This window comes from Blastococcus sp. SYSU DS0619, assembly GCF_054051035.1.
In genome coordinates this window covers 1-22,649 of record NZ_JBJHAM010000010.1, presented here as the reverse complement: position 1 = coordinate 22,649, position 22,649 = coordinate 1, and the positions used below count along the sequence as shown (strand labels likewise).

19 protein-coding genes are annotated in these 22,649 nt (G+C 73.5%); 11 read left to right on the top strand and 8 right to left on the bottom strand.

Going from position 1 to position 22,649, the window contains the following annotated elements; translation table 11 throughout:
- Window positions 1–56 precede the first annotated feature (56 nt).
- The 3 genes from ACI79T_RS12805 (at window position 57) to ACI79T_RS12795 (ending at window position 3,516) form a co-directional block, all read left to right on the top strand.
- On the top strand, window positions 57–1,370 hold the full coding sequence (locus ACI79T_RS12805) for a lipopolysaccharide biosynthesis protein (RefSeq protein ID WP_456610449.1): 1,314 nt from the start codon (window positions 57–59) through the stop codon (window positions 1,368–1,370).
- Complete coding sequence (locus ACI79T_RS12800; protein ID WP_456610448.1) at window positions 1,367–2,449, top strand: polysaccharide pyruvyl transferase family protein; 1,083 nt, start codon at window positions 1,367–1,369, stop codon at window positions 2,447–2,449. The genes ACI79T_RS12805 and ACI79T_RS12800 overlap by 4 nt, the downstream gene beginning before the upstream one ends.
- Before the next feature lie 209 nt (window positions 2,450–2,658).
- The gene (locus ACI79T_RS12795; RefSeq protein ID WP_456610447.1) at window positions 2,659–3,516 is read left to right on the top strand and encodes an N-acetylmuramoyl-L-alanine amidase; all 858 of its coding nucleotides are present in this window, start codon (window positions 2,659–2,661) and stop codon (window positions 3,514–3,516) included.
- A 42-nt stretch (window positions 3,517–3,558) separates the two neighbouring features.
- On the opposite strand, the gene ACI79T_RS12790 is transcribed toward ACI79T_RS12795, so the two are convergent.
- Both ACI79T_RS12790 and ACI79T_RS12785 read right to left on the bottom strand, forming a co-directional pair.
- The gene (locus ACI79T_RS12790) at window positions 3,559–5,715 is read right to left on the bottom strand and encodes an acyltransferase family protein (protein ID WP_456610446.1); all 2,157 of its coding nucleotides are present in this window, start codon (window positions 5,713–5,715) and stop codon (window positions 3,559–3,561) included.
- Between the two features lie 56 nt (window positions 5,716–5,771).
- Window positions 5,772–6,437, bottom strand: a complete 666-nt coding sequence (locus tag ACI79T_RS12785; RefSeq protein ID WP_456610445.1) for a hypothetical protein — start codon at window positions 6,435–6,437, stop codon at window positions 5,772–5,774.
- Between the two features lie 591 nt (window positions 6,438–7,028).
- Here ACI79T_RS12785 and ACI79T_RS12780 point away from each other — a divergent pair.
- The gene (locus ACI79T_RS12780) at window positions 7,029–7,982 is read left to right on the top strand and encodes a hypothetical protein (RefSeq protein ID WP_456610444.1); all 954 of its coding nucleotides are present in this window, start codon (window positions 7,029–7,031) and stop codon (window positions 7,980–7,982) included.
- Here the strand turns inward: ACI79T_RS12780 and ACI79T_RS12775 are convergent.
- The 5 genes from ACI79T_RS12775 to ACI79T_RS12755 form a co-directional block, all read right to left on the bottom strand.
- On the bottom strand, window positions 7,940–8,809 hold the full coding sequence (locus ACI79T_RS12775; RefSeq protein ID WP_456610443.1) for a polysaccharide deacetylase family protein: 870 nt from the start codon (window positions 8,807–8,809) through the stop codon (window positions 7,940–7,942). The two genes, ACI79T_RS12780 and ACI79T_RS12775, sit on opposite strands and share 43 nt — an antisense overlap.
- Complete coding sequence (locus ACI79T_RS12770; protein WP_456610442.1) at window positions 8,806–10,374, bottom strand: hypothetical protein; 1,569 nt, start codon at window positions 10,372–10,374, stop codon at window positions 8,806–8,808. Before ACI79T_RS12770 ends, ACI79T_RS12775 begins: the two co-directional genes overlap by 4 nt.
- Window positions 10,371–10,544, bottom strand: coding sequence for a hypothetical protein (locus tag ACI79T_RS12765; RefSeq protein ID WP_456610441.1), 174 nt, complete (start codon window positions 10,542–10,544; stop codon window positions 10,371–10,373). Before ACI79T_RS12765 ends, ACI79T_RS12770 begins: the two co-directional genes overlap by 4 nt.
- The gene (locus ACI79T_RS12760; RefSeq protein ID WP_456610440.1) at window positions 10,544–11,791 is read right to left on the bottom strand and encodes a glycosyltransferase; all 1,248 of its coding nucleotides are present in this window, start codon (window positions 11,789–11,791) and stop codon (window positions 10,544–10,546) included. Before ACI79T_RS12760 ends, ACI79T_RS12765 begins: the two co-directional genes overlap by 1 nt.
- 782 nt (window positions 11,792–12,573) lie before the next feature.
- Window positions 12,574–12,951, bottom strand: a complete 378-nt coding sequence (locus ACI79T_RS12755) for a hypothetical protein (protein ID WP_456610439.1) — start codon at window positions 12,949–12,951, stop codon at window positions 12,574–12,576.
- Window positions 12,952–13,126: 175 nt separating this feature from the next.
- On the opposite strand from ACI79T_RS12755, the gene ACI79T_RS12750 reads away from it, so the two are divergent.
- The 3 genes from ACI79T_RS12750 (at window position 13,127) to ACI79T_RS12740 (ending at window position 16,702) form a co-directional block, all read left to right on the top strand.
- Window positions 13,127–15,421 carry a putative bifunctional diguanylate cyclase/phosphodiesterase gene (locus ACI79T_RS12750; protein WP_456610438.1) on the top strand — a complete coding sequence of 765 codons (2,295 nt, stop codon included), beginning with the start codon at window positions 13,127–13,129 and terminating at the stop codon, window positions 15,419–15,421.
- Window positions 15,422–15,519: 98 nt separating this feature from the next.
- On the top strand, window positions 15,520–15,906 hold the full coding sequence (locus tag ACI79T_RS12745; protein WP_456610437.1) for an S-adenosylmethionine decarboxylase: 387 nt from the start codon (window positions 15,520–15,522) through the stop codon (window positions 15,904–15,906).
- Window position 15,907: 1 nt separating this feature from the next.
- Window positions 15,908–16,702, top strand: a complete 795-nt coding sequence (locus tag ACI79T_RS12740) for a hypothetical protein (RefSeq protein ID WP_456610436.1) — start codon at window positions 15,908–15,910, stop codon at window positions 16,700–16,702.
- 18 nt (window positions 16,703–16,720) lie between these two features.
- Here the strand turns inward: ACI79T_RS12740 and ACI79T_RS12735 are convergent, their stop codons facing one another.
- Complete coding sequence (locus tag ACI79T_RS12735) at window positions 16,721–18,010, bottom strand: Wzz/FepE/Etk N-terminal domain-containing protein (protein WP_456610435.1); 1,290 nt, start codon at window positions 18,008–18,010, stop codon at window positions 16,721–16,723.
- A 268-nt stretch (window positions 18,011–18,278) separates the two neighbouring features.
- On the opposite strand from ACI79T_RS12735, the gene ACI79T_RS12730 reads away from it, so the two are divergent.
- From ACI79T_RS12730 to ACI79T_RS12715, 4 genes are all read left to right on the top strand, one after another.
- Complete coding sequence (locus ACI79T_RS12730) at window positions 18,279–19,175, top strand: glycosyltransferase family 2 protein (protein WP_456610434.1); 897 nt, start codon at window positions 18,279–18,281, stop codon at window positions 19,173–19,175.
- Entirely contained in the window at window positions 19,172–20,419 is a 1,248-nt protein-coding gene (locus tag ACI79T_RS12725; RefSeq protein ID WP_456610433.1) for an O-antigen ligase family protein, read from the top strand. The genes ACI79T_RS12730 and ACI79T_RS12725 overlap by 4 nt, the downstream gene beginning before the upstream one ends.
- Window positions 20,416–21,681, top strand: a complete 1,266-nt coding sequence (locus ACI79T_RS12720) for a hypothetical protein (protein ID WP_456610432.1) — start codon at window positions 20,416–20,418, stop codon at window positions 21,679–21,681. Before ACI79T_RS12725 ends, ACI79T_RS12720 begins: the two co-directional genes overlap by 4 nt.
- 226 nt (window positions 21,682–21,907) lie before the next feature.
- Window positions 21,908–22,649 (top strand): FG-GAP repeat domain-containing protein (locus tag ACI79T_RS12715; RefSeq protein WP_456610431.1); only part of this gene is annotated, 742 nt, incomplete at its 3' end.

Here is a 22,649-nt window from a genome sequence, read left to right as displayed (position 1 = left end):
CGCTTCGAGCTTAATCGCTTGGGACCTTTTACGGCGCTGGGCGGCTAGGGCCCACTATGAGCCGACCTGATACCCCGAGTTATCCGGGGTCGGCGACATCCGTTGGGGGGACAGAGCCCAGCGTCCTCCCTGGACGGACAGTGAGGTTGGGGCGCCAGTTCCTTTGGCTCACGGTTAGCCGCTTCTTTTCGGCCGGCTTGCAAGCGTTTACCCTGATTCTGCTTGCTCGTGCCTGCAGTGTCCCCGAGTTTGCGCTTGTCGCGGGATTCCTGGGGTTGGCGGCCTTCATCCAGATGGCCGTCGACTTGGGCGTGAGCACACTGGCCGTCAGAGAACGCGCGGCTGATTCGTCGAGCGGTCTCCCGGCAGCGTGCATGGCACTTCACACGAGGGTGTCCTCGGCACTGTCGGCCTCGACACTGGTGAGCCTCCTACTACTGGGCCTCCTTGGCGACGAGGTGTTCCTAGCGATGTTGCCGTTAAGTCTGTGGATAGGCGCAGACCGTAGTGCCGACGCATCCTCCGCGCTATGGGTGGCCGACGGTTACGCATCACGCAGTGCCGTCTCCACTGTGATTCGTCGGGGGGCCACTCTTGTCACATTCGTTGCTTTGTCGTGGATTGGCCTCGACGCAGTTCTAGCCTTCGCATCCGCGTCGGGCTCCGTCTCTCTCGTTGCCGCCGTCATTGTCGGTCGCAGCGTTCGACGTAGCTTGCCGTCCGGTCACGGCCTGTCTTGGGTCAGGCTGGTCAGGGCCGGGAGAAGCTTCTGGGTCAACTCTGCGGCAACGCAGGCGAGGAACGTCGACGTTGCCCTCACGGCCGCACTAGTCGGAGCTGTGGAAGCTGGACTTTATGCCATCCCTGCGCGACTGACGGGGCCCCTACGGATGGTAGCCACTTCCTTAGCCACGGCGCTGCTTCCGGCCGTCGCGAAGGCGCGAGGTGGGTTACAGGTTAAACGTCTCGTTCGATTCTCTACTATCTTGTGGCTCGGTACTTCGGCTATCTACTGTGGCTGTGCTGCCGTCGCACCACTGGTGCTGCCGCAGGTGCTAGGCCCCGAATACACTGCGGCAGTCATGCCACTACAGGCGACGCTGATCGGCCTCGTGGCGGCGAGCGCCGCCTCGCTACTCAACGCCTTCCTGCAGGGGCTCGGCGCACAGCGAGCCGTCGCCACTGTATCGTCGCTCACTACCGGACTATTTCTCACGTCCGTGGCCGTGGGAGCATTGCTGCATGGAGCACTTGGTGCGGCTATCGGGGGATCCATCGCATACTTTGCCCAAGCATGCCTCTTGGTGGGATATCTCAGGATGAAGATAGGTCTGCTACACGCAAAATATGACTGTGAGTCGTCCTCATGAAGCGTGCATCTCGTGGCACAGCGGTCTACATGTCGATATCTGCACAGGCGGACAACCTTGGCGATATAGTCATTCGTCGAAACTTGGTTCGCTGGCTCATCGACAGCTCAGCCAACGTGCACCTTCTGGTCGCGGAAATGCCGGCGAGCTACGTAGACGCATTTGAGTTGCCGCCTGGAGTAGTCCTACATCGACGTACCGTGTCATGGTTGGGGAGTCTTCTTCGTCACGTGGTACGGGGGCAGGCCATGCTTGTCTACGCCCCTGGCCCTCAAGGTCTTGACGATACTTTGAGAGGAATCGCCCGAGGTGTCGCGAATGCCGCACTGGCCGTGGTCTGCTCCAGTCTGGCGCGCGGGGTTCTAATCGTTGGTCGGGCATATCGTGGAAGCGGTAGGTTTGCCGGAGCGATAGCACGACTGACGGTGCGCAGGGCAAGACTGGTTTCTCTGCGAGACAGCTTGTCGGCGGAGACTGTCGGAGTTTCTGGTGCCCCAGTCTTCCCCGATCTTGGGATCCTGCCAGAAGAATCGCGTGCATGGGCCCCTAGCGTTTCGGACCGGAAGGTGCTCGCTTTATCGTTGAGGTCTGACCGAGACCTTCCGCCGGGCTTGCTAACGGAACTGATCGACTGGGCTCGGGACAACACGATGACCATCGTGTTCGTTACTCAAGTGCGCAGAGATGAGGAACGCCACATGAGCCTGTCGCGCACGATTCCGGGTAGCGTGGTGGTTGGCTGGGAGGGTTCTCACGCAGATCAGCTCGAACGCGTTCTGGCGGCTTATCGGGGGTCGGTCGCTGTCGTCAGCAATCGTCTCCACGGTCTTCTATTGGGCTGGACTCAGGGGGCTCAACCCATCCCGCTGATTGATGCCTTTGATACCAAAATAATCCCGACGTTAGGCAGCATTCATCCAGACCTCCATGCAGCCGATGGAAGGTCACCAATTGGGGAGGTCATCACTGCTGCGCTGGACCAGGCGCCTGCGTCTGCCGCCGCGTTGGCGGCTGGACGCGAACGATTGCAATTGCTACGCGAACTGGTTCAGCGATCCCTTGCCTCGGGCTCTTACTAGGCGCCGGTCTAGGAGCTGCGGCAGGCGTCGACCGAGGGCTTTCAGGTCTGTTGGGTTGTAGTGGCGTCGCTCTAGTGGGTGCTGTGGGAAGCCACCAGTGAGGACTTGGTCCCACTGTCGGCCCGGTTCTCTGATCTTTCCGCCGTCCCGTCTGGAGGAGCCGTGACGCCCACGCTCTCCCGCGATTCTGCGCCGGGGCCGGCCTTGTGATGCCCCGCAGGGGCGGACCGGCCGCGGGCCGCCGGCGCGCGCTGCTCCTACTGGCGCTCGTGCTCGCCCTCGGCCTGGCCTGTGCGGGCCTCGTCGTCCTGGCCCTGACGGACGGGGCCGGCGCGCCGGCGTCCGGGCGGGCGATCGGCACGTCGGCACCGGTGTCCGCGAGCGGGACGAACCCGTCCCCCGCTCCCCTCCCCCTCGCCGGGCGCACCGTCGTCCTCGATCCCGGGCACAACCGGGACAACGCCCAGTACCCCGCGGAGATCAACCGTCCCGTCGATGCCGGCGGCTTCGAGAAGGCCTGCAACACCACCGGCACCGCCACCGCGGACGGGACTCTTGAGGCGACGATCAACTGGGAGCTGGCCCTCGCGCTCCGGGAGCGGCTCGAGGCCCTGGGCGCCACCGTGGCGCTCACCCGCGAGCAGGACGCCGGCTGGGGGCCCTGCATCGACGAGCGCGGCCGGGCCGGCAACGACCTACCCGCCGACCTCCTCTTCTCCCTGCACGCCGACGGCGCGGCACCCGCTGCGCACGGCTTCCACGTGATCCAGCCCGGGCTGCTCCCCGGGTGGACCGACGACATCCAGGCCGACAGCGCCCGCGCGGCGCTCGCGGTGCGGGACGAGCTGGTCGACGCCGGGCTGACACCCGCCACCTACCTCGGGCGCGACGGCATCGACGAGCGCACCGACCTCGGCACGCTCAACCACTCCGACGTCCCAGCGGTGATGCTCGAGGCCGGGAACCTCGGCAACCCCGGCGACGCCGCGCTGCTCACCGACCCCGCCGGCCGCGGGGTCGTGGCCGACGCCCTCGCCGAGGCCGTCGTCGCGTTCGTGACGGAATGACCCCCGCCCGTCAGTGACCGGCGAACGCCTGAGCCATCGCGGTCACGACCGGACCCGGGCCGGGATCATCTCCCGCACAGCGCCCGCGACCATGTCCGCGGCGGCCGCAGTCAGGTGGGTCTGGTCGGTGCGCAGCAGGACCGAGCCCGCGAAAGCGGGGCAGCGGTCGTCCGCGCAGAACAGCTCCCGGGTGTCCACGTAGGTCACGTCCGCACCGGCCGCCTGCAGCGATTCGACGGCGGCCTGCTCGGCCTCGGTCTTGTGGAGGAAGCCGCGGCTGACCGGCGCGACGCAGTCCTCCGGACCACCCAGCCGGCCGCCGCACTCGCGGGGGTCGGCGCCCAGCGGCGGATTGCCCAGGACGACCACCGAACCGACGTACGGCGTCACCGCCTCGACGGTGGACTCCAGGCCGCGCCGCCACTCGTCGATGGCGGCCTCGACGTCGCCGTCCCTGCCGACGCCGCTGACGAAGTTGCCGAAGTACCCCTGCCCTGCCGACACGACCAGCACGTCGGGTGCGGTCTCCTCGATGAACTCCAGCGTGCTCTGGCGCGCCGCCGCGCACTCCTGAGGGAAGTCGGGGCCCTCGCTCGGCGGGGCCACGGCGACGTCGATGAACGGGCAGCTGGCGTAGCCGAGCGCGAGCACCTGCCAGTCGTCGCCCTCGAACGTCGCGTTGACCGTGGGGCCCCAGCTCATCGCGACGGAATCGCCGACCAGGAGGGCCGTCTTGGTCGCGTCCTCCGGCCCGTGCTGGCAGACCAGGGGGTCGTCGCTGGCTGCCACGATGTTCCGGCACCCCGGAGCAGAGGTGCCCATCTCCACCGGCTGCTGCTCGGGCCCCAGCCCGTCGAGGGAGGGCGTGAGGTCGGCCGGCCACGACTCGGCGGACAGCGCGTCCTCCACCTGCTCCGCGAGCTCGGCGGCGGTCGGCCGTTCCCCGTCGGCAGAGCTCGCCGGGGCCGCACTGGAGGTGCCGGTGTCGGCCCCCCGCAACCACGCCGGCCCCCAGAACTGGGCTGCGCCCACCATGAGCAGCACCCCGGCCACGGTGACGGGCAGCCCGACTCCCCCGCGGCGGCGTCGCTCGTACGGCGAGGAGTAGCGAGGGCGGGAGCGGAGGTCCAGGACGGGTCGCTCGATCCACCGGTACGTGGCGGCCGACAGGGCCACGGTGAGGGCCAGCAGGGCCAGCTGGACTCCGACGGAGCTCCCGAAGGCGCCCACCCCGAACACCACCACCGGGAAGTGCCACAGGTAGATCGAGTACGACCACTGGCCGAGTCGCCCGGCCACCGGATTGGTCAGCAGGACGGTCGCCCCGGACCGGGGCGGGTCGGCCAGCACCACCATCGCCGCCCCGAGCACCGGCGCCAGCACCCACGGGAAGGGGAACGGCGAGGACGGCGAGATCACCACGGCGGAGCCGAGGATGACCACGAGCCCGCCGAGGCTCAGCCCCACCCGGAACCGGTCGGCGATGGCCGCCGACCCCCCGACGACGGCGACGAGCGCTCCGGCCAGCAGCGCGCAGGCCCGCGCCAGGGTGTCGAAGTAGGCAGCCGTCGGCGCCGTGCCCGTCCGGTAGGCCGCCCAGGCCAGCGAGACGGCGATCCCCGCGATGAGCAGCCACACCAGCCGCCGCGGTCGGCGGCCGAGGTCGAACAGCTGGAAGCCGACGAGCAGCAGCAGCGGCCAGAGCGCGTAGAACTGCTCCTCGATCGACAGCGACCAGTAGTGCTGCACCGGCGACACCGGCCCCTGCGCCTGCAAGTAGTCGGTCCCGACGGCCACCAGGTGCCAGTTCTCGACGAACAGGGCCGCGGCCAGCGCATCGACCGCGGTCTGGTTCGCCCGCGGCAGGAAGAAGAGGACGTACCCGACGGCCACGGTCACCGCCAGCACCACCATGGCCGCGGGCAGGATCCGCTTGGCGCGCCGGACGTAGAAGTCGCGGAAGGAGACGGTGCCCGTCGACGCGAGCTCCCGGAGGAGCAGCGAGGTGATCAGGTACCCGGAGATCACGAAGAAGACGTCGACGCCGATGAAGCCGCCGTGGGGCCAGCCGAAGACGTGGTCGGCGACGACCAGGCCCACCGCCACGGCGCGCAGGCCCGCGATGTCGGCGCGGAAGCGCAGCGGACCACCGGGAGGCCGCGGCGTGGTCCGGCTGACCGCCTGATCTGCCGAGGTCATGGGCCGACGGTACTGGGACTGCGCCGTCCGCTGGCTCCTGACGAGCTGAGCGCCGGTCAGTACCCCGAGAACCGGACGTCGCTGATCGCGGTGAAGTTCCGGATCGCCGCGTCGTTTCCGGTGCCGCCGATCTCCAGCACCACCCGCTGGGTGGTCACGCCGCCGGGGATCTCCAGCTGCGCCGCCGTCGCGGTGGGCGTGGCGATCGTCTGGCGCACCGGCTGCCCGTCGTCGAACCGCCACACCACCTCGGTGACGGTGCGGTTCTCCAGGAACCGGTCCGTCCCGTCGGCCGGGTCCACCTTCGCGTACCCGGGCACGAGCGCCACCGAGGTCAGGGTGACGGGCGCGCCGAAGTCGTAGACCAGCTGCTGGCCCACGGCCGAGCCGGGGCACCGCCAGGCCGTGGCCCCGACGGCGTCCAGCGTCAGGGCCGGCTCGTAGGTGACCGTGTTGCCGGCCGCGTCGACGCTCGGCGGCGCCTGGCAGGTCGCCTGCACTGACACCGGCTGCAGCGGCGCGGAGGCCGTGCCCGCCGTGTCGGTACCGCTCTCGGACGTGGTTCCCCCGCTCTGTGCCACGGCGTCGCCGCCGGTGGCGGAGCCGTCGGTGGACGTCGAGAACAGGCCGGCGACGAAGAAGCCGCCGCCCACCACCACGACGAGCGCGACGGCGGTGGCGACGAGCAGCCCGATCGGCCGCTCACGCCGCCGCGGGCCCACCAGCGGCACGCTCGGCTCGGGCCGAGCCCACGGCTGCGGCGCCTGCGCGGGCAGCTCACGGGTCGGGCGCGGGACAGGGGGCGGCGGCGGGGCCTGCCGCGGCGGTGGCGGTGGCGGTGGCGGCGGAACGGCAGGAGCCGGCGCGTCCTCCGCCAGCCACGCCTGCGGTCCGACGCTGTACACCGGCGTGACCGGCGGCGCCGCGGCCGGCCAGGGCGGCGGAGCACCGAGCGGCGGCGGGGGCGGGGCGGGCGGACCCGTCTCCGGTGCACCCTGCGACTGCTCGCCGCCGGAGTACCGGGGGCCGTCGCCGGCCGGGTCCCGCCGTCCGTCGCCGCCCATGCGCCGTCACCCCCATCAGGTGGCCGGCGTCGCCGCGCCGGCCCACGTTCCGCGCACCCGGCGCGGTCCGGCCACGATAAGCGCTCGGACCCGCCGAGCCGCCCGACCCGCGCCGAGGCGCCCCCACGAGGAGCGGCCACCTGCGCGCCGCGACCGGCACCGACCGCGCGACCCTAGGATCGCCGTCAGCGGGACCGGACCGCTCCCGTCAGGCACTCCCGGGTGCGCCCGACTGCTGGAAGGGAACCGGTGCCCTCTCGCGTTCGCCGGGCCACGATGGTGGGCCTCGCCGGCCTCGTGTCGGTGGTCGTCGCGACAGGAGCCGTCATCGCCGTGCGTTCGACCGACCCCCCGGTGGAGCCCCTCCCCAGCGCCGTCGTCGCCGAGTACTGGCGGGCCGACAGCTCCCCGCCGCTGACCACGGCCAGCGACCGGGTGACCGTCTTCTTCCTCGCCTTCGCCACCAGCGCGCAGCCCGGCACCGGACGGCTGGAGTTCGACCCCGACCAGGGCAGCGGCGTCACCCCCGAGCAGCTGCGCGCCGACATCGCTGCGGTCCAGGCCCGCGGCGCCGCGGTCCTGCTGTCCGTCGGCGGTGCGGTCGACGGCGGGATCCGGATGCGCACCGACGAGCAGGTGGACGAGGTGGTCGCCGGCGTCGGGGAGATCTGCGACTTCTACGGATGCGACGGCGTCGACTGGGACCTCGAGCAGGGTGGGTCGGGCACCGATCTGCCCTCCCTGGTCAGCGCCAGCGCCCGGCTCAAGGCCGGCCGGGGGGCCGACTTCGCCGTCACCGTCTCCGCCGAGCCCGGCCTGCGCCTGTACGAGGACTTCGCCCTGGCCGAGGGCGAGGCCACGGTGGACGGCCGCACGTGGCGCGGGCGGGTCTGCGACCTCTACGGGCCGCAGTTCTACGACTTCGCGCAGACCCCTGCCCAGCGCCGGGCCGACATCGTGGCCACGGCACGGCGCCTGGTCGACCGCGGTCTCCCGCCGTCCCGGTTCGCGATCGGGACCACCTACGCCGGGTCCGCCCTCGGCGCTCCGGGGCAGATGCCCGTCGAGGAGTACCTCGCCGCCTACCGCGCGCTCGCCGACGCCGGCCACCGCGTGCGGGGCGCCTACGTGTGGGACATGACGATCGAGAGCGCTCGGGGTTACCCGTTCGCCGAGGCGTTCGGCGCCGAACTCGGCACCTGAGCCGGCTCCGGGAACTCGAGCACCCGCCCGGTCGCATCGGCTCGCACCTCGGTGGTGGTGCAGAGCCCGCGCTCGTTCATGGCGTCGACGATCGGCTGCAGGGCGTCGATCGAGTTGAGCGTCGCCTGCCCCAGACCGTCGTGCATGGTGATGATCGAGCCGTCGCGCATCGGTCCGACGACGTTGGCCGCGATCGCCGCGGTGGAGATCCCCTCGGTGTCGTGGGAGTCGACGAGGTTGTCACTGGCGTCGTGGCCGAAGGACATGACCAGCTGCAGTCCCAGCGTCCGCGCGACGTCGTCCACCTGGCGGTTCACCGCCCCGTACGGCGGCCGGTAGAACTGCGGCACCGGGGCGCCGTTGGCCACGAGCAGCTCGTTGGTCCGCATCAGCTCCTCGCGGATCTGCGCGGCTCCCCAGGGCACCACCCGGTCGCCCGAGGGCAGCTCCCCGGTCGTGAGGTCCACGTGCGACTGGGTGTGGTTGCCCAGGACGTGCCCCTCGGCGACGGCGCGCCGGACGAGCTCCCCGCGGCCCTCGATGTTGTGCCCGCTCCAGAAGAAGACGGCGCTGAGGCCGAGGGCGTCCAGCCGGTCGAGCAGCTCCGCGCTGTGCTGCCGGGGCCCGTCGTCGAAGCTGAGGACGACGTACCCGCCGGAGCAGTCGCTGTCGAGCGGGCGGAGGTCCGGCGACCCGGCCGACGCGGCGTCCACCGACGCCACCTGGTTCGTCGCCACGTCGGACGCCACCCGGTAGCCGGCGAAGCCCAGCCCGAGCACGACCGCCAGCGCCACCGGCAGCACCCGCTGCCAGGGCCCGCGCCTCATCCGGACACCTGCCGGTAGACCAGCCACATGTCGGCGTCAGCGACACCCGAGGCCGGGATCGTCGCGACGAGCTCGTAGTCGGTGTAGTTGTCGTGCAGCGCCTGCAGCACGACGCCCTCCATCGCGTCCTCCGGCGGCGATCCGGTGCTGGCCGAGTGCAGGACGATCGCCTCGAAGTGCAGGTCCTCCACGGCCACCCGGACGGCATCCTCGCCGCGGGCGTAGAGACCGTAGGTGTCCGCCCAATGCACGGCGGGCTGGTCGTTCGTGTAGTACTCGAGCGCCTCCGCGGCGGTGCCGCTGGCCAGGTACGACCCCGGCGCCGGGTCGTCGAGGATCTCGGCGACGACCGACCGGACGTCCGGCCACGCCGCGTAGACGGCCCCCGACCGGGAGACACCGAACAGCACCAGCACCGGCAGGATCAGCAGCACCGGCCCGAGCCGCCACGTCCCCCGCGACATGCGGGTCAGCGCGAGGCCGGCCAGGGGCGCCAGGAACAGCGCGGAGTAGGCCAGGTTCCGGTCGAACGCCACCGCCGACCCCGTCCACAGCTGCGCGGCCGGGAACAGGGCGCTCCCGGCGAGCAGCACCACGGCCAGCAGCGCGTTCGGCCGGCCGGTGCGGAGGAGCACCACCGCCCCGGCCCCGGCGAGCGCGACCAGGATGCCGATGTCGAGCACGAGCCAGCCGACCAGCCCCGACCACGGGTGCGGGCTCAGCGGCGCGTTCCCGAAGAGGTCGGTCCAGGCCCGGGCGGCCGGCCCTGCCCCCAGCAGGTGCAGCGCGCCGGCCAGGAGTACCGCCGTGCCGCCGACGACGGCCGTGCGGCGGAGCGCACCCGTCCCGCGGGGTGCGCCCGTCCGGCGGTGCATGCCGGTCCGCCGGGCCGCGCCGCCGCTGGTCATGGCGGCCCCCGCCGCGAGGACGACCGGGGCCAGCAGTGCGGTGGAGTACTCGAGGACGGGCACCAGCGCGAGCAGCGCGCCGGCTGCCAGCGCGGACGCGGTACCTCGGCGCGCCGCGATCGCCCAGAGGGCGGCGGCGAGGCCGGCCAGTGCGACCGCGTCCGCCGTGCCGAGGCCCGCGACGAACACCACGGGGGCGCTCAGCGCGAAGGCGGCCGCCGCGAGGACACCGGTCCGGTGCGAGAAGCGCACTGCGACCGCCCCCGCCAGCAGCACCATCGCGGCCACCACGCAGGCCAGCCCGACGGCGCGGACGAGGAACAGCCCCCCGACGCTGTCGAGCGCGGCGGCCAGCACGGGGTAGAGGAACGGCGCGCCGGGCAGCGAGACGTCGGGGACCCCGGCCGAGGCCTGCGTGACCCACTGGGCGATCTGCTCCCGGCCGGCGTTGACGGCGAGGGCCTCGTCGGCCGAGGCGCCGTTGCGCAACCGGAGCGCCAGGCCCGCCAGCACGACGGCCAGCAGGGTCATCGGCAGCCCGGCGATCCACCGGCGGCTGCGCGGGTGGAGCAGCCGGTCGGGCAGGCTCTGCAGCAGCGCGTCGTGCCAGTGCGGTGCCCGGTAGGCCCCCGTCGGCGCCTCGGTGGTGACGGTCATCGCCCGCCCCGCTCCTGGGACGGCAGGGTGTCGTCCCGGTCGTTCTTCGGCAGGATCCGTCGCACCGCGAGGGTCAGCATCAGGACCGTGACCGCCGTCAGGACGGCGGTGGCGCCCATGAACCCGTCGTGGCTGATCTGCTCGAGCAGGGCGGGGAACTCGGCGTCCATCAGGTGATCCACTCGGGCTCGGCGCCGTGCAGCGCGCGGGACAGGGCCTGCCAGTTCACGACCGACTGGGCCATGTCGTAGACGACCATCGGGAGCAGCGCCGCCGCGTAGAGGCGGCCCCGCCGGCCCGCCTTCCAGGACGCCAGCACCTGGTCGAGGACGAAGACCGGGATGATCAGCAGCCAGATCAGGTGCAGCGACGGCTCTTCGAGGGCCAGCGCGTACGACCAGGCCGCGATCATGAGCAGCGGCACGAGGCTGCGGAAGTACGTCCACGCCTGGACCAGCCACGCCTTCCGCGTGTGCTCGACGAAGCCGTACGTCATGAGCGTCTCGAGCGTGCCCCGCTGCCAGCGCAGTCGCTGGGTCCGCCAGTCCGACCAGGTCGGCATGATGTCGGTGACCACCTGGCAGTCCGGCGCGCACCTGGGGTCGTACCCGAGCCGCTGCAGGGCGACGGTCAGCTCGTAGTCCTCGGTGAGCGACGCCTCGTGGTAGATCTGCCCCGGCACGCCGGGCAGCACTGCGGAGCCACGGGCGGCAGCGACGGCCCGCAGCGCCTCGGCGGTGAACATGGTGGCCGCCCCGGAGAGCACGTGGATCCGGCCCGCACGGCGGTGCACCGTCCGCAGGCCCTGGGCGTACTCGATCTTCTGGAGCAGCCCGACCCGGGAGGGGTGGTCGGCGGCCTCGTAGGAACCGCTGATGCCGCCGCGCTTCCGGTATGCCTCGAAGTACCGCATCCCGCGCTCGATGAAGTCCGGGCTGAGCCGGCTGTCGGCGTCCATGGACAGGACGACGTCGTCCGGCTCGAGCGCCGCGAGGACCCGCGCCAGCCCCTGGTTCAGCGCGCCCGCCTTCTTGGCGGTGTTGCCCTGGGTCTCCAGCACGTCGACGCCGAGCGCACGGGCGATCGCCACCGTGCCGTCGGTGCAGTTGTCGGCGGCGACGAGGATGCGCTGGGGCGGCCGCGTCTGCCGGCGGAGGCTCGCGATCGTCTGCGCGATGCCGACTTCCTCGTTGTGCGCCGGGATGACCGCCGTGACCCGGGGCTGCTGCCGCTCGACATGCTCGGCGGGCTCCGGCGCCGTGCCCGGGACCGGCGCGGACGGCACCAGCACGGCGGCGTTCGACTCGAAGCGGTACTGCCGGGGGATCTCGGGTGCGAGCGTTCCGCCCGCCTCCGTGGCAGGGCCGACCACGTCCACCGGGCGCACGCCGGCGCCCTCGATTCCTGCAGTTCCCAACAGATCCCCCCGAAGACCGTGACGCCTCCGGCGCGTGCGCTCCGGCCTCACGGGTTTCCATCTCCATGCCTTTCCTCCTCACCGCGGCAACGATGAGCAGGCGCTGAGAACGTATGACGGAACGGGATGCCGGAGAAGCCTTTTCCACTCCAATCTTTGCGCGCTCAAGCAGTTACGAAGAGTGACGGCCAACTCTGGGTCACTAGCCCGTGACGTGCACCTTTGCCCGCCGATCGGCTCGGACTCCTGCTCCTGGGCACCTCGGGGGTTACTGTGCGTTTCCGGACATCGCAGACCTCCGGCGCATTCTCGGCGGCCTCGCAGACCGCCCTCCGCCATTCTTTCCGCCTGCATTTCCGGACCGCTGCGGCGGCAGCTCCCGGCCGGTCGCCACACCCCCGACAGCCCCGGGCCGCGGGCGGAAAACCGCTGGTGGAGGGCTCGGATGCCGAGAACGGCCCGAACCGGATCACCACACGGGCCCGCCGACGCCACCGACCAGGGGTGACGGCCGGAGTGGGGGGAATGCGCCTCGGCGCCGCGCGTATGGGCGCGGGCGAACGAGTTGTGCACCACCTGCCGGTCCGTCGCGCGCGGACCCGGCCGGCTCGCGACCGGAGTCGTCGCACGACGCCCCGGGCGCACCGCCTGCGAGGGCGGCCGGCGGTACCGCGGACGGCCCATGATCCGCCTGTGCGACACGCAGACGTGACGGGAGTCACTCAGAGCAGCCGCCGATCACCACCCGGTCGGGCGACTCACGTCGCTGCAGCGCCTCGGCGCTACGCCGCCCTGGGCAGCAAGCGCAGGCGCGCCAGGAACCCGGTGGTCCGCGTCGGCGCCTCGTCCGACGAGCCGGAGGATGAGCCGCCGTCGTACCCGCCGTCGGCCTCGTCCCGCAGGGCGCGGACGGGGACTCCCACGGGCGCGCCCTCGGCGCCGCTCCGCTCGGGACGCCGAGCGGGCGGGGCCGCGGGGAGCAGGCGGTGGATGTCGGAGGGCCCGTACGCCGACGCCGGCGCAGCGTGCCGGCCGTAGCCCGCGACGCCGAGGTCGCGGAGGACGGCGGCGGCGCCCACCGGCACGGTCACCGACACCCCGTCGGTGCGCGGCCCGATCGTCCGCGGCGGCAGCCCGTCATGCCCGAGCGACTGTTCCATGCGGAGGTCATCGGCAGCCGGGAGCGCGTCCGTGACCGTGCGCGCCGACGCCGGCCGGGCGACCGGACGGCCGGCACGTCTCCCCCGCCCGGGTGATCCGGGCCCCGCAGCACTGCACCGGACGCCTCCCCGGGCCGATGTCGCTGGCATGGACCAGCGATCTCAGGGTGCAGCCATGCGGCGGCGCCCCGGCCCCGCGCTGTTCCTGACAGCCGGCCTGGTGGCGCTGTTCGCCACCGGCATCGGGCCGCGCCCCGCCGGCGCGGCATGGGACCGGGCGTACGACGTCGTCCTCTACAACCTGCCCTACCTCGCCGCCGCGGCGGCGTGCGTGGTGGCGGCGCGACGGGTGCGGACGGAACGAGTCGCCTGGATCGCGCTCGCCGTCGCGCTGGGCCTGGGCGCGGTCGGCAACGCGCTCCGCGTGCTCTCCGCCGGCCTGGAGGGCAACGAACCGGCGTCCACGCTCTCGCTCGCGGTCTCGTTCGCGGCCTACCTGGCCCTGTACGTGCCCGTCGTCATGCTGATCCGCACCCGGGTGCCGCGCTTCCACCCCAGCATGTGGCTCGACGGCGTCGTCGCCGCCCTCGGCAGCCTGTCCGCCGGGTTCGCGTTCGTGGTCGGCCCCTACCTCCGCACCGACCCCGGCGAGACGCCGGTGGCCGGCGTCGACCTGGTGGCACCGATCACCACGGTCCTGCTCATCGCCGTGGTGATGGCCGTCGGCGGCATCCTCGGCGTACGCCTCGATCGCACCTTCGTGCTGCTCGGCGCGGGGCTGCTGCTGATCTGCGTCTCCGACATCGCCCTGTTCACCCTCAAGGTGCACGGCACCTACGTCGACGGCGGCCCGCTCGAGCTCGGCTGGCTCCTCTGCGTCGTCCTGGCCGCCGCGGCCGCCGAGGGCGCCGTCGAGCGCCCGGCCCCCGCCGACACCAACGGCACCCGCATCGGCTGGCGGCTGCTGGCCGTGCCGCTCGCCTGCCTCGGGGCCAGCCTCGTCGTGCTGAACCCGGGCTGGTCGCAGCCGGTGCCCGACCTCGCCGGCTGGCTGGCCATCGGCTGCGTGCTGGCCGGCGTCGTCCGCATCGCCGTGACCTTCCGCGAGGTCCGCGGGTACAACCAGGTCAAGCTCGAGTCCCGCACCGACGAGCTCACCGGGCTCGCCAACCGCCGGTCGCTGCTGGAGCAGGCCCAGCGGGTCGTCGCCGCGGCCCGCCGGGAGCGTCCCGCCGCGCTCCTGCTGCTCGACCTGGACGGGTTCAAGGAGATCAACGACAGCCTCGGCCACACCGCCGGCGACGACCTGCTGCGCCAGATCGGCCCGCGGCTGCGCCGCTCGCTGCGGTCCGGCGACGTCCTGGCCCGGCTCGGCGGCGACGAGTTCGCCGTCCTGATGCCGGCCGCGGAGCCCGCCGAGGCCCGCGCGCTGGCCTGGCGGCTGAGCGACCTGCTGCACGCGCCGTTCACCGTGGCCGACGTCCGGCTGCACGTCGGCGTCAGCATCGGCGTCGCGACGACGCCGGCACCGGCGGCGACCGTGGAGGAACTGCTGCACTGCGCCGACGTCGCCATGTACAGCGCGAAGCGCGCCCGCGAACGCGTGCACGTCTACGTGCCCGACCCCGTCACGGGCACCGCCGCCAGCGGCCGGCTGCGCACCATGGAGGAGCTGCGGTCCGCCCTCGACGGCGACGAGCTGCGCGTCTTCCTGCAGCCCCAGATGGACCTGCGGGACGGCCGCATCGTGGGCGTCGAGGCGCTGGTCCGGTGGCAGCACCCCACCCGGGGGCTGCTCACGCCTGCCGACGTCCTGCCGGCCGCCGAGCAGGCGGGGCTGCTGCGGCCGCTGACCGACCGGGTGATCGAGCTGGCGCTCACCGCGGCCGGCCGCTGGTGGCCCGAGCGCGAGCTGCCGGTGTCGGTCAACCTGTCCGCGGCCAACGTCACCGACCTCGACCTGGCCGGCAAGGTCGCCAACGCGCTGCACCGGCACGGCCTGCCTCCGCGGGCGCTGACGCTGGAGCTCGTCGAGGACACGCTCATGGCCGACCCCGAGCGCGGGCGCGGGGTGCTCGCCGAGCTGCGCCGGTCCGGCGTCCGCACGTCGATCGACGACTACGGAACCGGGTACAGCTCGCTGGCCTACCTGCGGCACCTGCCCGCCGACGAGCTGAAGCTCGATCGCAGCCTGACTGCGGACGTCGACCGCGATCCCCGGGCGGCGGCCATCGTGCAGAGCACCGTCGCGCTCGCCCACGCCCTCGGCCTCAGCCTGGTGGCCGAAGGGGTGGAGACGCTGGCGACGAGCGCCACGCTCGCCCGCCTCGGCTGCGACGTCGCCCAGGGGTACGCCATCGCCCACCCCATGCCGGTCGAGGAGTTCCTGCCCTGGCTGGCCGCCTCCGACTCCGGGCTGATCGACGCAGGCCTGATTCCCCAGCTCAGCCGGGGTACGACCCCCGACTGACTCCGCCGGGTGAGGGCGCCACTGCAGGGTGACGCTCCTCCGGGCGACACGCCGACCGTGATCACCACGCTGCGTTGCCGTTTGTGGACTATGTGCGGGTGACGCCGCCTTCCTCTGCCCCTGCCCTGCTCCCCCACGCGCCCTGGAGCGACCTCGCCCCGGACATCCTCCGGCAGCGACTGGTGATCGAGGGCATCCCGGCCGCGCCCGTGGACGACGCGCAGATCCGGGCGTACCTCTCGGCGCTCTCCCGCGAGGTGGACATGGTCCAGCTCCTCGAGCCGGTGACGCACCGCTCGGACCTGTACGGCTGGGCCGGCTGGATCCACTGGGAGACGTCGGGCGCGCACTTCTACGCCTGGGAGCGGCCGCGGCTGTTCTTCTCGGTGGACATCTACACGTGCAAGGCGTTCGACCCGGACGTCGCCGTCGCGTTCACCACGGACTTCTTCGCCGCCGGCACCGTCGTCGCGAAGTCCTTCTGACATGGCCTTCCGGCTGCTGGTGGCGCACTCCCCCGCCGAACGGGACGCCGCACGACAGGTCGAGGCCGACGTCTTCCTGCAGGCCTTCGGCAACACACCGGAGCTCCTGGCGCAGGAGTACGGCCCCTACGAGGAGCGCTCGCGGTTCGTCGCGGTCATCGACGACGAGAGCGGCGTCGCCCTCGGCACCGCGCGACTGATCACCGCCGGCACGAGCCCGGTGAAGACCCTGCTCGACATCGCCGGGCCGCCGTGGCAGCTCCCGGTCGCCGACAGCCTGGGCGCCGTCGACCTCACGCCCGCGACCGTGTGGGACGTGGCGAGCCTCGCCGTGGACCGCCGCTACCGCGCCGGCGCCGCGGGCGCCGAGGTCAGCGTCGCCCTGTGCCACGGCATCTGGCGGTACGCCCGCAACTGCGGCGTCCCCGGCATGGTCACCATCCTCGACGACCGGGTGCACCGGCTGGTGCGGGCGATGGGTCTGCCCTGGCACACGATGGCGGGTGCCACCTCCCAGCCCTACCTGGGCTCCCCCGCCAGCACCCCGTGCGTCTTCGTCGTGGGGACGGCGGAGCAGGAGGTGTACGCGGCCCGCCCGGATCTCGCGCCGGCCCTGGACCACGGCGTGTTCCGCTCGATCACCGTCGACCCCGCCGACCTGGCACCGACCCGCGGGGTCCTCGTCGAGCCGCCCGCCCCGGTCGAGCCGGAGCCGGCGCCGCGCCGCGACACCACCGGCTGGCGGCCGCCGACCGCCCGCCGCGCGGAGCAGCTCGCGAACCCGCCGGGCGCGTAGTCCCGGGACGCGGGCCGGCTACCGCGTGCGCTGCCGCTCGACCGCGTAGCCGAGCAGGTCGGCACCGAGCGCGCCCAGCGTGCGCACCGCCGTCTCCGTCTCGGTGCGCCGGGTCGTGCCTCCGCTGAGCAGCAGGACGACGCCGTCGTTGGCCGTGGCGATGACCTCCGCCTCGGCCGGCCCGTCCAGCGGCGGCCCGGCGACGACCACCCGGTCGGCGAGCCTGGCCAGCGTGCGCAGCACCCGCTCGGCCGGCTCCGGCAGGACCAGGTCGGCCGGGTGGCGGGCAGGATGCCCGGCGGGCACCACCCGCAGCCCCGCGACGTCCGGGACGAGCACCGCCTGCGGATCGACGCTCCCGGCCAGCAGCTCGGCGAACCCGGGCCGGTCGGCCGGCAGGTCCAGCAGCCGGGGCAGGCACGGGGTGGCCAGATCGGCGTCCACCAGGATCACCGACTCCCCGGTCGCGACCAGCGACCGGGCCAGGTCCAGCGCCATGGCCCCGATGTCGCACCCCGCCGCCGGCGCGGTCAGCGCCACCACCCGGAGGTCCTTCCGGCGCTGCTCGTCGGTGAGCAGGTGCAGCCGCAGCCGCCGCAGTCCGTCCTCGCGCTCGGCGGACACCGGGGCGCGGCCACGGGCGCGCGCGGGCACCTCCCCCAGCGTCCGCAGACCGGGCGCGGCGACGTCGTCGGCGGTGCGCACCCGGTCGTCCAGCGCCGCCCGCAGGAACGCCAGGCCCAGACCCACGGCCAGCCCGAGCAGCAGCCCGGCCAGCACGTTGACGACCGCATCGGGCGAGGCCGGCGCCTCGGGCAGCTCCGCGGGCTCGATCGTGATCACGTCGACGGCGTCGATGTCCGAACCGCCGGAGTTCTCCAGCTCCGCCAGGTACCCGGCGAACTCCGCACCGACGGTGTTCGCGATGGCCTGGGCGCGCTCGGCCGAGGAGTCGTGGACCTCGACCATGAGCAGCACCGTCCCCTCCGGCACCGTCACGTCCATCCGCTCGGCCACGTCGGCGCCGCCCAGCTCGAGGTCGAGCTCGTCGGCCACGCGGGCACCCAGCGCCGGGCTGCCCAGCACCGCGGCGTAGGACTGCATCCGCTGCTGCAGGTAGAGCGTGTCCTGCCGGGTGTCCTCCGCCTCGGTCGCGGTCCGGACCCCGAGGAACAGCTGCGCCGTGGACACGTACTCGGGCGTGCGCGTCACGGTCCAGGCCGTGGCGGCTGCGCCGCCGACGAGCACCGCCACCACGACGACCAGCCATCCCCTGCGGACGGCGGAGAACAGGTCGCGGAAGGTCATGCGGCTCTCGTTTCGACGACGGTGGGTGCGCGGAGCCGGATCGGCCCGCGCCCTGCTCCCAGCACCGCCGGGCGACGGCAAGCGTAGGCGGACGACGCGGGCGCCCGGTGGCCCGCGGGTGCCCGCTCACCCCCACGGGGCAGACCCGGTCACGGCCCGGAGCCACCGTGGTTACCGTTCATGCGGCCGGCACCTGCACCCGGCGCCCCGCCGGGTCCCGCCCGGTGCGACCGGCGCCCGACCGGCCCACCCAGAGAGAGAAGGCCCCGTGACGCACGTCGAGCTCCCGGCCGGTACCGGGGCCGTCTGCGTGCTGCACGGCAACCCCCCGCTGCTCCCGTGGCTGCACGCGCTCGCCGACACGCTGCCGCTGGTCCTCGTCGTCAACGACCCGGCCCCCGGCCGGTACCCCGACCTCCCCACCGCCGCGACGGTGCTCCGCAATGCCGAGCCCGAGGGGTTCGCGGTCAACGTGCACGCCGGTACGCGCGCCCTGCTGGCGGCGCACCCGGTGCGCACGGTCCTGGTGCTCAACTTCGACCTGCAGCTGGAGCTGCCGGCGCTGGCCGACCTGGTCGCCGTGCTCGACGCGCACCCCCGCCTCGCCGCGGCCGGCCCGCTGCTCGTGGATGCCGGCGGACGGCCCGTCTTCAGCGTCGGGCGGCTGCCCCGGCCCGCCCAGGAGTTCCTCCGCGCCGCCGGGCTCCGGCAGGGCCGCTGGCTGCAGCTGCAACGGGCGCTCATGCGCCGCGCCGGCGCCTGGACCGGGCGCAACACGGTGCCCGACCACGCCCGGCTGCGGGTCCTCGCCCAGGGCGAGTACCTGCCCTGGACGTGCGTCGCCGTGCGCCGCGACGCCTGGGAGTCCGTCGGCGGGCTCGACACCCGCTTCCGCATGTACGCCGAGGACATCGACTGGTCGATCCGGGCCACCGCGGCCGGCTGGCAGCTCGCCGTCGTCCGCACCGACCGCCCGGTCGAGCACAGCGAGCGGTGGACCCGCAGCCCCGTCACCGACGCCTGGTTCGAGCGCAGCCAGCTGCAGCTGCACGCCAAGTACGGCTGGCGGCGCACCCTGCGCGCCCAGCGCCTCGGCCTGGCGCTCCGGCGCTGCACGCCGCTGCGGTGGACGGCGCGGCTGGCCTGGTCGGAGCTCCGCCGGTGACGGCACCGGCGCTCTCCCGCCGCGTCGTGCTCGGCTACCTCCCGCTGTGGCTGCTGGGCGCGGGCTTCCTGTGGTGGCCGTGGGTGCTGGTCCGGCTGCTGCTGCGCACCCGGTCCGCGGGACGGCCACCCCTGCTGCTCGCCGGGGTGGCGTTCTTCCTCGCCGCCAGCCTGGTGCTCGCCCTGCCCGGCGACCCGCCGCTGAGCCGGGTCCTCAGCGCCGGGCTCAACCTCTCGATCTGGCTCTGCCTCGTGCTGTTCCTCGCCGGCCGGCCGTCCCGCGCCGACCTCACCGGCATCGGGCGCGGGCTCGTCGACGTCGCCCTCGTGCAGGGGGTGCTGACGATCCTCGCCTGGCTCGTCTACCCCCGGTTCCAGGCGCTGCGGCTGCCCCTCGACCGGCTGCTGCCCGCGAGCCTGACCGACGACCCGAGCGTCGCGGCGTTCACCGTCACCAACCTCGCCTACGAGGACTACTTCGCCGGCTTCGTGGTCCGCAGCGGCGGCATCCTCGGCAACCCCACGTGGTCCGGCTCGCTGGCCGCCATCGGGATCCTGCTGCTGCTCGTCGGCACGCCGTACGTCCGGCGCCGCGGCCCCGTGGGCGTCCTGCTCACGCTCGGCTGCGTCACCGTCCTGCTCCCGTCGCTGCTGCTCGCCTACTCGCGGAACACCGTGCTCGCCCTGGTGCTGGCGCTGGCCGCGGCGGCGCTGGTGGCCCTCCGGCGGCGCATCCGGCCGGCGCTGTTCGCCGCGCTGACCTGCTTCGCCGTGGCGGCGGTCGCCGCCGTGCTGCTCCTCGCCCCGGTCGCCGAGACGCTCACCTCGCTCAACGAAACCCGCGCCGGCTCCGCCGAGACCCGCGGCCAGATCTACGAGGTGACGCTCGAGCGGGTCGCCGAGGCGCCGACGGTCCTGCTCGGCAGCGGGATCAAGGAGCGGGAGCCCGGGCTGGTCGCCAGCGTCGGCAGCCACAGCACCTACCTGGGGCTGCTCTACCGCGGGGGCGCCCTCGCCGTCGTCCTGTTCGTGGCGGTACTGGTCGCCGGGGGTGCGGCGGCCTACCGGTACCGCGACGGCCCGGCGCTGGCGCTGCTGGTGTTCACCGCCGTCTGGTCGGTGGCCGAGGACCTCGACGTCGGCCACTTCGTGCCGCTGGCCCTCGCCATCGCGCTGGCCCGGGTGCGCGCCGCACGCGAGCAGGAGCCGGACCCCCGGTCCCTCCCTGCGGCGGTGCCGGCGTGACCGGCGCCGACCTCGACGCCCCCCGCGGCCGGCGGCTGCTCACCCTGGTGGACCAGGGGCTCTCCAGCGGCACCAACTTCGTCATCTCCATCGCCGCCGCCCGGGCGCTGGACGCCCGGGGGCTCGGCGTCTTCGCCGTCGCCTTCGCCACCTACCTGATCGCCCAGGGGGTGGCCCGCGCCGCCTGCGGCGAGGCGCTCATCGTCCGGCACGCCGGCGCACCGGCGGCCCGCTGGCCCGGCCTCACCCGCGCCTCCACCGGGCTGGCCACCGCGATCGGCCTGGCCATCGGCCTGCCCGGCGTCGCCGTCGGGCTGGTCGTCGGTGGCGGGCTCGGCAGTGCGCTGGTGGCGCTGGGCGTGGTCCTGCCCGGCCTGCTGGTGCAGGACGCCTGGCGGTACAGCTACTTCGGGCAGGGACGCCCCGGTGCTGCCGCGCTGCTGGACACCGCCTGGTTCGTGCTCCTGGTGCCCGCGCTCGCCGTCGCCCTCACCGGAGGCCGGGCCGGCGCGGCCTCGCTGGTGCTCGCCTGGGGCGGCGCCGGCGCGCTGTCGGTGCTGGTCGCCGTCGTCCTCGACCGCACGCTGCCCGACCTCGCCGCCGGGCGGGCCTTCCTCGCCGCGGACCGCACGCTCATCGTCCGGTACTGCCTGGAGTTCCTCACCGGCTACGGGGCCTACCAGTTCCTCGTCTACGGGCTGGCCGCGCAGTTCGGCCTGGCGCTGGCCGGTGTGCTGCGCCTGGCGCTGACCGCGCTGAGCCCGGTCAACGTGCTGTTCCAGGGCGCCTACACGATCGCCACCATCCACGGCGTCGCGCTGCGCGACCAGGGCCGCCGGGCGCTGCTGCGGTGGTCGGGGGCGGTCGCCCTCGCCCTGGCCGGGATCGCCGTCGCCTGGACCGCGGTGGTGCTGCTCCTGCCCGAGGGCGTGCTCGTCGCGCTGCTCGGGGAGACCTGGCCGCAGGCCCGGCCGCTGATCCCCGCGCTGGGGGTGTGGCTGGTCGCGATCGCCGTGCAGTCGGGTGCCGCGACCGGGTTGCACAGCATCGCCGACTCCGCCCGCAGCCTGCGCGCGCAGCTGCTCTCCGCACCGGCCGTCCTGGTGCTGGCCTGGACGGGCGCCGTCGTGGCGGCCGCCCCCGGGGTGGCCGTGGGATACGCCCTCGCGGGGCTGGTCGCCCTGGTCGTGTGGTGGGTCCTGTACCTGCGGGGCCTGGACCGCGTCGCCGTCGCGCCCTCCGGTGCGTCACCGGCCGAATAGTGCCGCCAGCGGCGCCATCCGCTCACGGACGGTGACCGCGATGGGCGGCTGTGACACGGCCGACACCCGATAGTGCCTGTTCACGATTGAGTTGTGCGCGGCAGGCACTTACGTTGCGTGAGCACCCGGCATCGCGCGCCCCTTGCTCGTGGTCAACGACGACCCTTCGCCCCGCGCGCGGACAGCACCGCTGCACCGGCCTCCACCGCCACAGAGAAGAGACTTCGTGCCCCGCGTCCTGGCACCCCTGCGCCCGCTCGCCTCCACGAGCCGCGCCGTCGTACCGCTGACCCTCACGGCCCTCGCCCTCGGTGGGCTGACCGTCGTCGCGCCCGCCGCGGCGGCCGCCACCGGCACGGCCGTGGCCGACTTCGACGGCGACGGCGACAGCGACCTCGGCGTCTTCCGGCCCGCCGAGGGCCGCTTTCTGATCGACGGCCAGGACGCCACCTGGTGGGGCGGCGCCGGTGACCTCGACGTCTCCGCCGACTACGACGGCGACGGCACGACCGACATCGCGGTGTTCCGCCCCTCCACCGGCCAGTGGTTCGTCGAGGGCGGCGCCAGCACCTACTGGGGCGGCACCGGCGACGTCGCCGTGCCGGCCGACTACGACGGCGACGGTGCGGCCGACATCGCGGTCTTCCGCCCCTCCACCGGCCAGTGGTTCGTCGAAGGCGGCGCCAGCACCTACTGGGGCGGCACCGGCGACATCGCCGTGCCGGCCGACTACGACGGCGACGGCACGGCCGACATCGCGGTCTTCCGCCCCTCCACCGGCCAGTGGTTCGTCGAAGGCGGCGCCACCACCTACTGGGGCGGCACCGGCGACATCGCCGTCCCGGCCGACTACGACGGCGACGGCACGGCCGACATCGCGGTCTTCCGCCCCTCCACCGGCCAGTGGTTCGTCGAAGGCGGCGCCACCACCTACTGGGGCGGCACCGGCGACATCGCCGTCCCGGCCG